Raw genomic sequence first — 13,931 nt, 5'->3', positions numbered from 1 at the left:
GCGCGGACACTTACGTCCCGCGGGGCTCCCCTGGTCCACCTGAACCGCGCCAGAGGCAGGCGTCCACTTCGAACGGCAGTAATTCATCCTGCTGGGCCATCAGTTTGGCGCCGTGCGCCGTCACCCTGCGCATGAAATGCCGGCGGCACAGCGTCTCGTAACCCACCACGGGGACGTGTTCGGCAGCCTGCGCGGTGGCGGCGTCGGCCACCATGTCCACGTCGCCGACCACCACCTGCGCACCCTCGGTGACCATGACGCCGTCGACCGTTCTGGCGTTGTGCGTGGCCCGGCGGCCGCACCAGCACAGCGCCTCCACTTGGAGCACCTGCACCCGGTCAGCCAGCTCAATCAGGCGTTGGGACCCGGGGAACAAACGGGTGCGGAAGTCGGCGGTGATGCCGAATGCGAAGACGTCGACGTCGATCTCGTCCACCACCTTGGCCAGTTGCTCCACCTGCACGGGAGTGTAGAACTGGGCTTCATCGCAGATAAGGTAATCCACCCGCCTGCCCTGGGTGCGCCGGACCATGACTTCCTCCCAAAAGTCCGTGCTGTCCAGCACCTCCACGGCGTCCGTCTCCAGGCCCAGCCGGCTGGAGATGCGGGATTCGCCGGCGCGGTCGTTGCGGCTGAACCGCACACCGCCGCGGCCGCGTGCCCGGTGGTTGTAGTCCATCTGCAGGGCCAGCGTGGATTTTCCGCAGTCCATGGTGCCGGAAAAGAAAATGAGTTCAGCCACGCCGGCGGCTCCTTCCGTCGGCTGCAAAACAGAGCAGCGGGACCTCACGCTCGGCTTTGGTCAGGGAGCCGTGCTGGCCCACCACTTCCATGGCGGTGGGCCGCATGCGCCGCCCGTCATAGAGGGCGACGGCGTCCCGCGCCGCGATCATGACGTCACCGATCCTGCCCTCCACCGCAGGCCGGACGTCACCAAAAAGTCCCCCGGCGATTGCTTCTTCCCGGGTGAAGGCCCACACCCGGTCGCCGAACCTTGATTTCCAGGCAGCCACCAGCCGTTCCCGGCCGGCAGAGCGGTCCAGGTGCGTCTCTTCGAGGTACAGGTGGACCATCCGGGGTTCACCGGCAGTATGACGGACGCCGTCAACCAGCGCAGAGTCGGCGGAGAAGTCGATCCGCTGGGACTCGGGAATGTCGAGCATGCCGTGGTCTGCGGTGAGCAGGATCGTGGTCCCGGCGGGCAGTGAGGAGTTGAGCCGCTTGACCGTGGCGTCGAGCTCCTCCAACTGGTGTTCCCACTGTTCCGACCGGCAGCCGTAACGGTGGCCGGCTTTATCCAGCTCATTCACGTAGAAGTACATCAGGGATGGACCGGCGCCCGCCATGGCGTCGGCGGCAGCGCCGGTGCGGGCATGGGCGGTGGTTCCGGAGATGAACCTGCCGCCGCGCAGGGCGGCCCGGGTCATGGGCGAACCGTTGAACTGGGCGAGGCTGACGGTGCTGACATCCGCCTGCCCGGCCACCCGCTCAAAGACCGTGGGGAACGGCTGCCAGGTGGCCGGATCGACGCCGGGGTCCCAGTTGCCCAGGAGGTTGACTACCTTGTCCTGCCCTGGGTCCAGGACGTCGTAGCCCACCATGCCGTGCTGGCCGGCGGGGAGGCCGGTCCCGAAGCTGGCCAACGCTGCGGCCGTGGTGGAAGGAAACGCCGAGTCCAGCCATACAGGGACGTCGCCCTGGCCTGCCTGGACCACCGAACGCAGGAAGGGGGTGTGGGCGGCTTTCTGCTTCAGCAGGTTCCTGCCCAGGCCGTCGGCGAGGACCACGCAGACACGGCTGGCGGCGGGGAGGCCCAAGGTGTTGTCGAAGCCTTCCATCCCCAGGCTCGCCGCAGCACTGGTCAGGACTTCGGCGACGGAACGGTGCCCGTAGGCAGGAGCGGGCGGAAGATCGGGGGTGTATCCGGAAGCGGGAGTTTGTTCGGCTTGGTGGCTGGCTTCGGGCATCTCAGCGCTGCTGGTGCCCGCGGCTGAGCCGGTTTCCGAACACCCCGGACCGCGGACGGGGAGCCATGGACTGCACGTGGGGCACGGGCGCTGCCGATGCGGTGTTGACGGCGCGCAGGGCCCGGGCAAAAAGCTTGGCGTCCTGCACGGCCTGCAGCCCGTCGGCCTCGGCGCTGATGCGGAGCACGATGTCTTCCTGCGCGATGGTGCCCGTGTAGCCGTGGTCCGCTTCGCACTGCGGGTCCCCGCAGCTGGCGGGACCCATATCCAGGCGTTGCCCGCCGGACCACGCAATCGACAGGGTCAATTCGCGGACGGGATCCGAGGGCTTGTAGTTCTGCGGCTGGGCGTACATGTAGCTCAGGACCACGGAGCGGATCTGGGCCACGGGAACTGATTCGGTGGAGATCTGCGCGACGATCTGCTCCCCCGCCTCGTCCAGCTGCTGGTCGTCCACGTGGGTGATGACCAGCATGTCCGCGGTGAGCACCAGCACCGTGATGTGGCGCCGCACCTCCGCCCGGTCAAAATGTGTTTCCAGGTGCACCAGGTGCGCTACGCAGTCCCGACCATCCAGGGCGTCGTCAACGACGTCGGAGACCAGTCGCGGGTAGAAGCCGGCCTTCTGCAGCGCGTCTTCGAGGCTCTGGCCCTGGAGTCCGTGGTGGTGTGAGCTGTGCTGGCGGAGTGCCTGGTTTTCATTGCCGGGCGTTTCGGGCGCCGACGCGGGAGGCTGGAAGCTCATGCCCCCATTTTCACAGATCGGCCGGTCACTTGCTAACCGCCTCAGCCCAGCATTGCCCTGCGGGCACTGTCTGTCCGCTGCGCCGCGTTGCCAATCCGCACGTCAGCGGCGAGGATCGTGGCCCCGGACGTGCCGCACAGGACGGGGTTGAATTCCACGAGCGCGATCTCCGGGTGGTTGTCCTTCATCCAGGCCAGCCTGGCGGCCAGGTCCTCAAGGGCCGGCACATCAACGGCCGGCAGCCCTTGGTACCCGAACAGTTTCCTTGATGCCCTGGGGGCACGGATGAAGTCGTGGACGTCGGCGGCTGACAGCGGCGGAACCCGGTGAGCCCAGTCGTCGAGCAGGTTGACGGCGTCACCGGCGAGGCCGAACGAGATCACCGGGCCAAGCAACGGGTCTTCGATGGCCCGGAAAGTGCAGGCCTGGCCCACCGGTGCCATGGACTGGACCTCAAGGGCCGGGTCACCGTAGGCCGCGAGCGCCCGCCGCATCTGCGCCACGTTCTGGCGCAGCGACTCGGCGTCCTCGATGCCGAGGCGTACCCCGCCCAGGTCCAGCCGGTGCCGGAGGGCCGGGTCCGTGGTCTTCAGTACGACGGGCCAGCCGAGGGCTTCCGCGGCCTGCACGGCCTCATCCGGTGTGTTGAAGGCTGTCGACGGCAGGACGGTGATGCCGTAGTGCCCCAGGAGGGACGCCGCTGCTGCCGGTTCCAGTTGCTTGAGCTGTTCACCGGTGACGTCCCGCAGCAGCTCGTCGAGTTCGGCCTCGGCCTTGCGGGGATCGCAGCCGGCCGGTTCCACGAAGTGTCCTTGGTCGCGGGCAGCCCACTCCGCATACCGCACCACGGCAGCAAGGGCAGCAACGGCGGCGCCGGGGTTGGAGAAGCAGGGAACAGTGGACCCGTCGGCGCCCACCAGGCCCTCCACGTTGATGGCGGGGTCCAGGATGCCGGTGAAGGCAGCCACCACCGGTTTCCCCGCCGCGGCCGCACACTCCGCCAGGACCCGGGCCACGGCGTCCACGGTCAAGCCCCTTGCGGGCAGCAGGGCTGCGACGGCGGCGTGCACGGTATCCGAGGCCAGGGCGTCAAGGAGTGCCTTCCGCAGCGCTGGCAGCGCCACCGACTGGCCCGTGTCCAGGTCGAGGCCGGAGACCACCTGGGCAACGCCCAGCCCGTGCGCCACTGCGCTGTCCGCCACCACGTTGCCGAGGGCCTGGGAGTTGCTGAAGATGGCGACGTCGGGCCCGGCCGGAAGCGCCTGGCCCGACACCACCTGGGCAACGTCCACGAGTTCTTCCACGGTTTCCACGCGGATCACGCCCGACTGGCGCAGCATGGCGTCCAGGGCACCGGCCGGTGCCTGCGTGGTCCGGACGGCGTGCCCGGGCGGCAGCCGCAATCCCATGGTGTCCGACTTGGCAACGATCACCGGCTTGGTGCGGGCCAGGCGCCGGGCGATCCTGGAGAACTTGCGCGGGTTGCCAATGGACTCCAGGTACAGGCCCACGGCGGTGGTGTCGCCGTCGTCCTCCCAGTACTGCATCATGTCGTTGCCCGAAACGTCTGCCCGGTTGCCGGCCGAGAGCAGGCTGGAGAGCCCCAGGCGGCGCCGGCTGGACGCCGCGTACAGCGAGACGCCGATCGCCGCTGACTGGCTGAACAGGCCCAGCCCGCCACGCAACGGCATGGTGGGAGCCATCGACGCATTCAGCGACACGTCCGGGTGCGTGTTGGCGATGCCCAGCGACGCCGGGCCGATCACGCGCATCCCGTTGGCCCTGGCCTGGCGCACCATGGCGCGCTGCCGCAGGAGGCCGCGTTCGCCGTCGTCCGCGAAGCCTGCCGTGGCCATCACCACGCCCTTGACCCCGGCGGCTGCGCAGTCTTCCATGACGCCGGCCACCTCCTCGTAAGGAACGGCGACGATGGCCAGCTGGACGGGTTCGGGAACTTCGGAGAGCCTTCCGTAGGACATCATTCCCGCCAGTTCCAGCGCCTCCGGGTTGATCGCGTATACGGACCCGTGGAAGCCGCCCTCGATGATGTGCTCCAGCAGCTGGTACCCCACGGTGCCCCACTTGCGGCTGGCACCGATGACGGCAACGGACGACGGCGCCAGCAGGCCCCGGACGCTCCTCGCCTCGGCGCGGTGTTCGCGGGATTCCATGACGGCACGCGATTTCTCGGTAGGCTCCACGTTGAACTCAAGGCTGACGACGCCGTCATCGAAATGCCGCTTGACGTCGTAGCCGGCGTCGGAGAACACCATCAGCATCTTGCGGTTTTCCGGCAGCACCTCGGCGGTGAACTTGCGGATCCCGTTTTCGTGCGCGGCGGCGGCCAGGTGCTCCAGCAGGATGGAGCCGATGCCCCTGCCCTGGTGGGCGTCGGCGATGTTGAAGGCCACCTCTGCCTCGGTGGGGTCGGCGAGGCGGTCGTAGCGGCCGATACCGATGATCTCGCCGTGGATGGTGATGACGAACGCCACCCGGTCCTTGTAGTCGACCTCAGTGAAGCGCTTGAGTTCCTTGGCGGACAGCCTGGCCTTGAACGCAAAGAAGCGCATGTAGATTGAATTCTGCGACTGCCGGGTATGGAAGGCTTGGACAGCGTCGGCATCCGACGGGTGGATGGGCCGCAGGTGCGCCGTTCCGCCGTCACGCAGGACGACATCGGCCTCCCAATGTTCCGGATATTCGCCGTCCCCGGGCTGATCCACCATAGGCTTAGCCTAGCCAAGAACTCCCGCAGCATGCCCGAAAAGCTGCAAGCACCCCCAGAAGGATCCACCAAACCCCATGGCCCGCCGCCAAAGTTCAAAACCCATCGTGGAAGACACCTACACGGAGAACATCGTCGATATCGATGTCACGTCCGAAATGCAGGGCTCCTTCCTGGAGTACGCGTACTCGGTGATCTACTCCAGGGCACTCCCGGACGCCCGCGACGGGCTCAAGCCGGTGCAGCGCCGCATCCTGTACATGATGAGCGACATGGGCCTGCGCCCGGACCGCGGCCACGTCAAAAGTGCCCGCGTGGTGGGCGAGGTGATGGGCAAGCTGCACCCGCACGGGGACGCAGCCATCTATGACGCCATGGTGCGCATGGCCCAGGACTTCTCCTTGCGGCTGCCGCTGATTGACGGGCACGGCAACTTCGGCTCGCTCGACGACGGTCCGGCCGCGCCGCGGTACACCGAGGCACGGATGGCGGCGGCGGCCCTCACACTCACCAACCACCTCGATGAAGACGTGGTGGACTTCGTCCCGAACTACGACAACCAGTTGACGCAGCCGGACGTCCTGCCGGCAGCCTTCCCCAACCTGCTGGTGAACGGGGCCACCGGCATCGCCGTCGGCATGGCCACCAACATGGCCCCGCACAACCTGGTGGAAGTGATCGCGGCCGCCCGGCACCTGATCGCCCACCCGGACGCCACGCTGGAGGACCTCATGCGGTTCGTGCCGGGCCCTGACCTGCCAAGCGGCGGCAGGATCGTGGGCCTGGACGGCATCCGGGACGCGTACGCCACCGGCCGCGGCTCCTTCAAGACGCGGGCCAAGGTGGAGATCGAGCAGCTCACGGCACGCCGCACCGGCCTGGTGGTCACCGAACTGCCGTACATGGTGGGCCCGGAAAAGGTCATCGAGAAGATCAAGGACGCGGTCAACGCCAAGAAGCTGACCGGCATCAGCGACATCGTGGATCTCACGGACCGCAAACATGGGCTGCGGCTGGTCATCGAACTGAAGAACGGCTTCAACCCCAACGCCGTCCTGCAGCAGCTGTACCGCTACACGCCGATGGAGGACTCCTTCGGCATAAACAACGTCACCCTGGTGGACGGCCAGCCGCAAACCCTGGGCCTGGTGGACCTCCTCTCGGTCTACGTCAACCACCGCATCAACGTGGTGCGCCGCCGCACCGTCTTCCGGCTGGGCAAGAAGAAGGACCGCCTGCACTTGGTGGAGGGCCTGCTTATCGCCATTGTGGACATCGATGAAGTCATCCAGATCATCAGGTCCTCGGACGAGGCCGCCGCCGCCCGCGAACGGCTGATGTCCATCTATGACCTCACCGAGGTCCAGGCCAACTACATCCTGGAACTGCGCCTCCGCCAGCTGACCAAGTACTCCCGGATCGAGCTTGAAAAGGAGCAGGACGAGCTCCGCCGCGAGATCGCGGAACTGCAGGCCATCCTGGACTCCGAGGAACTGCTCCGCACGGTGGTTTCCGACGAACTCGGCGCGATCGCCGAGGAACACGGCACCCCGCGCCGGACGGTGCTGCTGGAATCCGAGGCCGTGTCCCCCACCGTCGCCGCCGAGCTCGCAGCGGCCCCGGGGAAGGGCAAGGCAGCCCCGCTGGCGCTGGAAATCCCCGACGACCCCTGCTGGGCGATCCTCACCGCATCAGGGCAGGTGGCGCGGACCAGCAACCAGGAGCCCCTCGCCGAAGCAGGGCCCCGGAACAAGCACGACGTGTACGCATCGGTGGTCAAGACGTCGGCACGCGGCGAGATCGCGGCCGTTACCTCGCTGGGCCGCATGCTCCGGCTGCAGGTCATGGACATGCCCGTCCTGCCGCCGGTATCCGGGCTGCCCAACCTGGCCGGCGGCGTGCCGGCCAAGGAATTCCTCACCCTGGTCAAGGGTGAGTCCCTGGTGGCATTCGTCCGGTTGGATGAGGTCCTGGCCATCGGCACCGCCCAAGGCGTGGTGAAGCGCGTGCAGCCGGACTACCCGCTGAACCGCGAAGACTGGGAAGTCATCACCCTCAAGGACAAGGATTTCGTGGTGGGTGTGGCTCCCGCCGGCACGGATGAGGCCGAGCTGGTCTTCGTGACCAGGCAGGCACAACTGCTGAAGTTCCCCGCCGCCGTCGTCCGCCCCCAGGGGCGCACCGCAGGTGGCATGGCCGGCATCAAACTGGCTGCGGGTGACCAGGTGATCTTCTTCGGCGCGGTCCAGCCGAACGATGCCGCCGCCGTCGTGGTCACCATCGCGGGGACCAACGGCGCCCTTCCCGGCACTGCGCCCGGGACCGCCAAGGTCACCGCCTTCGATGAATATCCTGCCAAGGGACGCGCCACCGCGGGCGTCCGGGCACACCGGTTCCTGAAGGGCGAGGACACGCTCCTGCTGGGCTGGGCAGGACATGGGCCGGCCAAGGCGTCGTCCGCGGCCGGCGTGGCACGGTCACTACCGCAGGAGCATGGCCGGCGCGACGGCTCGGGTGTCCCCCTGTCCCAGGCTGTGGAGGTCGTGGGACCTGCCATGGCGTGGGAGCCGGAACCGGCCGCCGGAGACTAGCAGCCGTTGCCGGGGACCCACCCGGCGTTCAGCCCGGGGGTTACCCGGCCACGTCACGGCGGCGGAAACCGGCGACGGCGAGCGCCACGAGCACGGCGATGGTGGCTGCCGACACCAGGACGCTGTCCCAGGCGGTGCCCTGCCGCAGCGGATCGTGGCCGATGTACTGGAAGAACGGTGACACCTGGTGGATCCGGTCGAAGGCATCCACCAGCGGGGCGAGCGCGTTGACGATGTAGGCGAGCACCGCCAGGACGGCGGGTATGCCGCGGCTGAGCCCGGTCCGTCCGGTGCCGGCCGACAGCGCCAGGGCAAGGCTGCCAAAGACAACACCCAGCAAGGCCAGGTGCAGCATGGCGGCGGCCACTTTGTCGGCCGGCAGGACCATATCCACCAGGCGGCCCTCCAGCACCAGCGAAACGCCCATGACGGCGGCCAGCAGGAAGGTGCCCAGGGCCATGGCCGCGAACTTGTCCACTACCACCCTGCCGCGGCCCACCGGGTTGGAGAGCAGCAGGTCCATGGTGTGCCGGTCCTCTTCCCCGCCGATGGCGCCCGCGCCGGCGCTGACGGCGTAGATCAAGACGGCGATGGGTCCCATGAAGGACATCAGCTCCACTTGGATGTATCCCGTGGGGGTGGACATATCCGCGCTGGAGGTGGCGAACAAGGAGCGAAACGCCTCGGGCATCTGGTCGATGAAGCCGCTGATGGACGGTTGGGACTGGACCGCCGGCCACACAGCAGCGTACATGGCGACGATCAGGGCCAGGGAGACGGCCCAGGCCAGCAGCGTCCTGCTTTGGTCGCGGAGCGTTTTCACCAGGACGTTAGCCAGCATGGCGCGGCCCTGTCCCCGCTGTGTCCAGGGCATCGGCGCCGCCCTGGTCCGAGCCGTAGTAGGTCAGGAAGGTTTCCTCCAGCGGAGCCTCGGAGCACTCAAAGTCCTCCACGTCCCGGGCGCTCACCAGCTTCAGGAGTGCATCCAGGGCCGACTGCGGGGCGTTGCAGCTGAGCGAGCGGCCATCCACCGTCAGGTCCCGTACGCCCGGGACACCCGCGAACCCTGCCGCGGACACCGTGGTGGTGAACCGGGCCCGCACCCGGTGCAGGGACCGCGCAGCGAGATCCTGCAGCCGCTCCACCGCCACGAGCTTCCCCGCCCGGACCACTCCGATCCTGTCCGCGACGCGTTCCACCTCCCCCAGGACGTGCGAGGAGAAGAGCGCGGACCCGCCGCCGGCCGTGTGCTCGCGGAGGATCGAGTGGAATACCTGCTGCACCAGGGGGTCGATCCCGCTGGTGGGCTCGTCCAGCACCAGCAGCCGTGGACTGGACATCACCGCGAGGACAACGGCAAGCTTCTGCCGGTTTCCGCGCGAGAGGGTGCGGGCCTGCCGGTTCAGGTCCAGGTCGAGCCGGTCCGCCAGCTCGGCGGCGCGCGGGGCATCGTCCCGGTTCCGCAGGTGGGCGCAGTACGCCACATGCTGGTGGCCGGTCAGGCGGTCGTAGAGCGCCGGCTCTCCCGGTACATAGCCCACCAGCCGGTGGACGTCCCGGGCCTGCCGCCAGGCGTCCAACCCCAGCACCGCCGCTGTGCCGGACGTGGGCCGCAGCATGCCCATCAGGAGCCGGATGGTGGTGGTCTTGCCCGCCCCGTTGGGGCCCAGGTACCCGAAGACCTCTCCCGGCCCGATGGTGAGGGTCACGTCGTCGAGCGCTGTGTTCCGGCCGAACCGCTTGGTCAGGCCGGACAGCTGCACCATGCTGTCCGCATCCACTGGTGCTCCCGCATCCCGGCGGCCATCCGCACTCATGCTGCAAGGCTAGGCAGGCGTCCCCTGGCGTCCCAGAGTCTTTCGGCCCGGACCCCCTAGACTGCTCTCATGCCTATCGTTCCTGATGAAAAGGACTGGACCTGGGTCCTGTCCCGCACCTGCCCGGAATGTTCCTTCGACGCTTCCACCGCGACCCCGGCAACCGTTCCCGGCATCATCGAAAGCATGCTGCCCCGGTGGCGGGCCGTCCTGCGCCGGCCGGATGCGGCCGAGCGCCCGGACGACCGGACGTGGTCCGCACTGGAGTATGCCTGCCATGTACGGGACGTCTTCAGCCTCTTCGACCACCGGCTCAACCTGATGCTCGCCGAGGACGGCGCCCGCTTCGAGAACTGGGACCAGGACCTGACCGCGGAGGAAAAGGACTACGCCAATTCCGATCCAGCCGAGGTGAGCGCCGAACTGGCCGCCGAAGGGCACCAGGCCGCGGATGCCTTCGCCGGTGTCCGCGAAGAAGACTGGGCACGGAAGGGCCTGCGCAGCAATGGATCCGAATTCACGGTCCTGACCCTGGCCCAATACTTCCTGCACGACGTCGTCCACCACCTGCACGACGTCGACGGCTAGCAGCGCGGGCAGCCGAGCTAGCAGCGGCGCGGGCAGCAGGCTCAGCGCGACGCTGCCACGCGGTCCCCGGGCACGCCTGACACGGCCGGAAGTTCCAGCCGGGCATCCGTCCCGGCGATATCCGCCCCGTTGTGGGTTACCAGGACCACGGTACGGTCCCGCAGCCCCCTGCGAAGGTCCGCCAGCATGGCTGCGGCAGCTTCCGCATCCAGGTGGGCGGTGGGTTCGTCCAGCAGGATCACGTCCGCGCCGGTCAGCAGAGTCCGCGCCACGGCCAGGCGCTGCCGTTCGCCACCGCTGAGGAAGGCGCCGCCGGGGCCGATCCTGGTATCCAGGCCGGCAGGCAGCCTCTCCACCAGCCCGTCAAGTCCCACGGCGGCCAGCACCGCGCCCAGGTCATCATCGGAAACCGGCGGCCCACCAGTTCCGGCGGCACGCCCCAGCAGCAGGTTGCCCCGGATGGTGGAATCGAAGAGGTGGGCCTCCTGCGGGCACCAGGCCGCGCGGCCGGACACCTGGGCCCGGCCCGCCGCCGGCGCCAGGAAGCCGAGCAGGACGGAGAGCAGGGTTGATTTCCCCGAACCGGACGGCCCGGTGACTACCAGCCAGCGGCCGGGCTCCGCCACGGCATCCAGCCCCGTGAAGACCGGGGGCCCATCCGGCCATGCTGCGGCCAGCTCCGTCAGCGCTATGCCCGGGGCGCCGCCGTCGCGGGCCGTGAGAGCGTGCAGCCCGGAGGTATCCCCGTCCGGAGAGGCTACGCCCGTGCCGCTGCCGGACGGACCGCCGTCCAGGGCCCCGGACTCCCCCACCCGCTGCAGGACCTCACGCAGGGCAGGGAACTGGCGCACCGCCGTCGTCATGGCTGCGTAGGGTTCCACGAGCGCGAGCAGAAGCAGCACCACCACGGCTGCCGTGGCCGGGGCAACCCGGGCAGCCAGTACGTCGTGGCCGGCAAGCCAGGCAGCGGCCAGGGCCGCGGCCCCGCATCCGATGGTGGCAATGGCGTGTCCCAGCCCGTCCGCCCAGGCGGAGCGCCGCGAGGCGTCCGTCGCATCCCGGTCCTCGGCCCGGAGCGACTCGAGCACGGGTGCTGCCAGGCCGTTCGCGTGCAGGTCTGCCCGGGCGTCCAGCGCCGCCGCTGTCCGCCGCAGCACACCGGAGCGCAGGGACTGCTCGGCAGTGGCCGACCGCCGGTCCCCCCACAGGGCGGCCGCCGGCGCGAGCAACAGGCCACCGGCAGCTGCGCCGATCACCGCCGGCAGCGCGGCGGGCACCAGGATTTCCGTGGCAGCCAGGGCCAGGGCGGACACTGCGACCGCCGTGACGGGCGGCAGGACCACGCGTGGCAGGAGGTCGCGGATGGTGTCGACGTCGTCAATCACCGTTCCCAGCACGTTGCCGCCCTGCAGGAGCCGGCGCAGCGACAGGGCCCTCCGGCTGAGGGATTCCCAGAGCCTGCCGCGCAGGCGGGTGAGGGCGGCGAAGACGGCATCGTGGAGCAGCAGCCGTTCCCAGTAGCGGAGCACCGCGCGGCCGATGCCAAAGAACCGGACGCCCACAATAGCGGTCAGCAGGTAGAGGATGGGCGGCTGTTCGCTGGCCCGGATGATGAGCCACCCAGAGAGGCCCGACAAGGCGACGGCGAAGATGGCCGCCAAGGTGCCCACCACGGCTGCGGCCGCAAATTTGCCGCGCACCGGTTCCAGGAGCGCCGCGAGGAGTCCAGCCGCGCCCGAGGTGGACCGGGCAGTACGGTTGGTGCCGCTGCGGTCAGTGCCGGGTGCGCTCGACGCGGCATCAAGGGATGAGGGGTCTTCGGACGGCGGATTGCCCGTGCCGGCGTAAGCGGCCAGGACCGGGGCATGCGGGGGCTCGTGCGGTTCCACGGCCTGCCCGGGACCTGCCACCGGAACCAGCTGGTCCGCAAGGTGCCGGGTGCGGTGGTTGTGGGCCACCAGGATCACGGTCACCTGGCCGCGGAGTCGGCGGATGGCATCTTCGACGACGGCGGCGGACGCGTCGTCCAGGTGCGCGGTGGGTTCATCGAGCAGCAGGATCGACGCCCCGGCATCAATCCTGGCCAGTCCGCGGGCCAGCGCCACCCGGCGCAGTTCCCCGGGGCTCAGCTCCGCCTGGTGTTTGGCCGCCAGGTGGCCGGCGCCTGCCCGCTCGAGGCAGCTCCGGGCGGCATCTTCGGCGGCGAACCGGTCCGGGCCGTGGCCCGGGTCCCGTATCAGGTACAGCAGCACCTCGTCCAGGACCGTCGGGGCCACCATGACGGGGTGTTGCGGCACCCAGGCAATGGCAGCGCGGTCCAGTCCCCTGATCGAGCCCGAAATACTGGTGCCGTTGCCCGCGCCGACTGTCCCGGCCAGGACGCCGAGGATGGTGCTTTTGCCCGCACCGCTGGGGCCGTCAAGGGCGGTGATCCTGTCCAGCGGCGCGGTGAAGGTGAGGGGCCCGACGGCGGTCCCGGACCGCCCGGCATAGCGCACCGTCAGGCCGGTCACTTCGAGGGGGGCGCCCGGCCGGCCGGCTTTGGCGGCGGGCAGCGGTGCCGCCTCGGGGGCGCCGGTCACCGCTGCCGCTTCCGCCAAAGCCACGCGGCCATCGTCACTGGCGTGGTGGGCGGTGCCCAACTCCCGGAGCGGGAGGTAGCAGTCCGGTGCCAGGAGCAGCGCCAGCAGGCCTGCCTCCAGCGGCATGTCCCCGTGGACCAGGCGGACGCCAATGAAGACCGCCACCACTGCCACCGAGATGGTGGCGATGAGTTCCAGGGCCAGCGCGGAGAGGAATGCGGTGCGAAGGGTGCCCATCGTGCGGGAGCGGTATTCCTCGGAAATCTCTTCCAGGGCTTTGCGCTGCGCGGTGGCACGGCCCAGGCCCACCAGGACCGGCAAGCCCTTGGCGAGTTCGAGCATGTGCGCTGACAACCGTGCCAGCGACGCCTGGGCCTGGCGCACGCTGTCCTCGGTGTAGCGGCCTATCAGCACCATGAAGACCGGGATCAGCGGGACCGTGAGGACGATGACCACGGCGCTCACCCAGTCCGCGAAGAGGATCCGCGCCCCCAGGAGCAGCGGGATGGCCGCGCAGTTGACCAGGGCGGGCAGGAACTGGGTGTAGTAGTTGTCCAGTGCGTCCAGTCCGCGGGTTGCCAGCACCGCCAGGCCTCCGTCGCCGGGCCCGGATCCGCGGACGCCGGTGCGGAGGGCATGCTCCAGCAGCCCGGCGCGCAGCTCCTCCTTGACCCCCAGGGCGGCGCGGCGGGCCGCGACGGCCTGTCCCCAGACGGTCAGGGACCTTAGCACCACGCCGGCAAGTCCGGCGGTGATGTGGGTTCCCCACGCGGGGTTGCCGGCCACCAGTCCGGCCAGGACGGCTGCCACCGCCTGGCCGATCAGGACGAGCGAGAGTGCCTTGAGCGCCGCCAGGACCCCCAGCCAGTAGATCGCTGACCGGGTGGACGGGCCTGCGGGGAACGTTGGCCGCACG

Annotated in this window: 9 protein-coding genes; 2 read left to right on the top strand and 7 right to left on the bottom strand. The window is 69.3% G+C overall.

The genetic code is table 11. The features are described from left to right. Nucleotides 1-10: 10 nt before the first annotated feature. Genes DFO47_RS15665 through DFO47_RS15650 form a run of 4 tightly spaced genes read right to left on the bottom strand, consistent with a single transcriptional unit; the run spans nucleotide 11 to nucleotide 5,438 of the window. Nucleotides 11-742, bottom strand: a complete 732-nt coding sequence (locus DFO47_RS15665) for a thymidine kinase (RefSeq protein ID WP_018761100.1) — start codon at nucleotides 740-742, stop codon at nucleotides 11-13. Beyond that, entirely contained in the window at nucleotides 735-1,967 is a 1,233-nt protein-coding gene (locus DFO47_RS15660; RefSeq protein ID WP_109864042.1) for a nucleotide pyrophosphatase/phosphodiesterase family protein, read from the bottom strand. The genes DFO47_RS15665 and DFO47_RS15660 overlap by 8 nt, the downstream gene beginning before the upstream one ends. 1 nt (nucleotide 1,968) lies before the next feature. After that, nucleotides 1,969-2,712: a DUF5998 family protein gene (locus DFO47_RS15655; RefSeq protein WP_018761098.1), complete on the bottom strand. Its 744-nt coding sequence runs from the start codon at nucleotides 2,710-2,712 to the stop codon at nucleotides 1,969-1,971. A 41-nt stretch (nucleotides 2,713-2,753) separates the two neighbouring features. Beyond that, nucleotides 2,754-5,438 (bottom strand): bifunctional GNAT family N-acetyltransferase/acetate--CoA ligase family protein, encoded by a 2,685-nt coding sequence (locus DFO47_RS15650; RefSeq protein WP_133832243.1) that lies wholly within the window; start codon nucleotides 5,436-5,438, stop codon nucleotides 2,754-2,756. Nucleotides 5,439-5,514: 76 nt separating this feature from the next. Here DFO47_RS15650 and DFO47_RS15645 point away from each other — a divergent pair, with 76 nt between their 5' ends. Further along, nucleotides 5,515-8,028, top strand: coding sequence for a DNA topoisomerase IV subunit A (locus DFO47_RS15645; RefSeq protein ID WP_133832242.1), 2,514 nt, complete (start codon nucleotides 5,515-5,517; stop codon nucleotides 8,026-8,028). 40 nt (nucleotides 8,029-8,068) lie between these two features. Here the strand turns inward: DFO47_RS15645 and DFO47_RS15640 are convergent, their stop codons facing one another. Together DFO47_RS15640 and DFO47_RS15635 are read right to left on the bottom strand one after the other, a co-directional pair. Then, nucleotides 8,069-8,869: an ABC transporter permease subunit gene (locus DFO47_RS15640; RefSeq protein ID WP_018761095.1), complete on the bottom strand. Its 801-nt coding sequence runs from the start codon at nucleotides 8,867-8,869 to the stop codon at nucleotides 8,069-8,071. Next, on the bottom strand, nucleotides 8,859-9,845 hold the full coding sequence (locus tag DFO47_RS15635) for an ABC transporter ATP-binding protein (RefSeq protein ID WP_243835501.1): 987 nt from the start codon (nucleotides 9,843-9,845) through the stop codon (nucleotides 8,859-8,861). Before DFO47_RS15635 ends, DFO47_RS15640 begins: the two co-directional genes overlap by 11 nt. A gap of 69 nt (nucleotides 9,846-9,914) precedes the next feature. Between DFO47_RS15635 and DFO47_RS15630 the strand changes: the two genes are divergently transcribed. Beyond that, a complete protein-coding gene (locus DFO47_RS15630) occupies nucleotides 9,915-10,433 on the top strand; it encodes a DinB family protein (protein ID WP_018761093.1) in 519 nt (172 codons plus the stop codon). A gap of 41 nt (nucleotides 10,434-10,474) precedes the next feature. Here DFO47_RS15630 and cydD read toward each other — a convergent pair whose 3' ends face one another. Then, nucleotides 10,475-13,930, bottom strand: coding sequence for a thiol reductant ABC exporter subunit CydD (cydD, locus tag DFO47_RS15625; protein WP_133832241.1), 3,456 nt, complete (start codon nucleotides 13,928-13,930; stop codon nucleotides 10,475-10,477). Nucleotide 13,931: the final 1 nt, after the last annotated feature.

It is taken from the genome of Arthrobacter sp. AG258, from assembly GCF_004364695.1.
Classification (GTDB): Bacteria; Actinomycetota; Actinomycetes; order Actinomycetales; family Micrococcaceae; genus Arthrobacter.
The sequence above is the reverse complement of the archived record's forward strand: the minus strand, read 5'-3'. Positions and strand labels throughout refer to the sequence as shown.

Coding starts and splice junctions, on each gene's coding strand:
- DFO47_RS15650 (WP_133832243.1), bottom strand. CDS start 5,438: ATGGTGGATCAGCCCGGGGACGGCGAATATCCGGAACATTGGGAGGCC.
- DFO47_RS15635 (WP_243835501.1), bottom strand. CDS start 9,845: ATGAGTGCGGATGGCCGCCGGGATGCGGGAGCACCAGTGGATGCGGAC.
- DFO47_RS15660 (WP_109864042.1), bottom strand. CDS start 1,967: ATGCCCGAAGCCAGCCACCAAGCCGAACAAACTCCCGCTTCCGGATAC.
- DFO47_RS15630 (WP_018761093.1), top strand. CDS start 9,915: ATGCCTATCGTTCCTGATGAAAAGGACTGGACCTGGGTCCTGTCCCGC.
- DFO47_RS15645 (WP_133832242.1), top strand. CDS start 5,515: ATGGCCCGCCGCCAAAGTTCAAAACCCATCGTGGAAGACACCTACACG.
- DFO47_RS15655 (WP_018761098.1), bottom strand. CDS start 2,712: ATGAGCTTCCAGCCTCCCGCGTCGGCGCCCGAAACGCCCGGCAATGAA.
- DFO47_RS15640 (WP_018761095.1), bottom strand. CDS start 8,869: ATGCTGGCTAACGTCCTGGTGAAAACGCTCCGCGACCAAAGCAGGACG.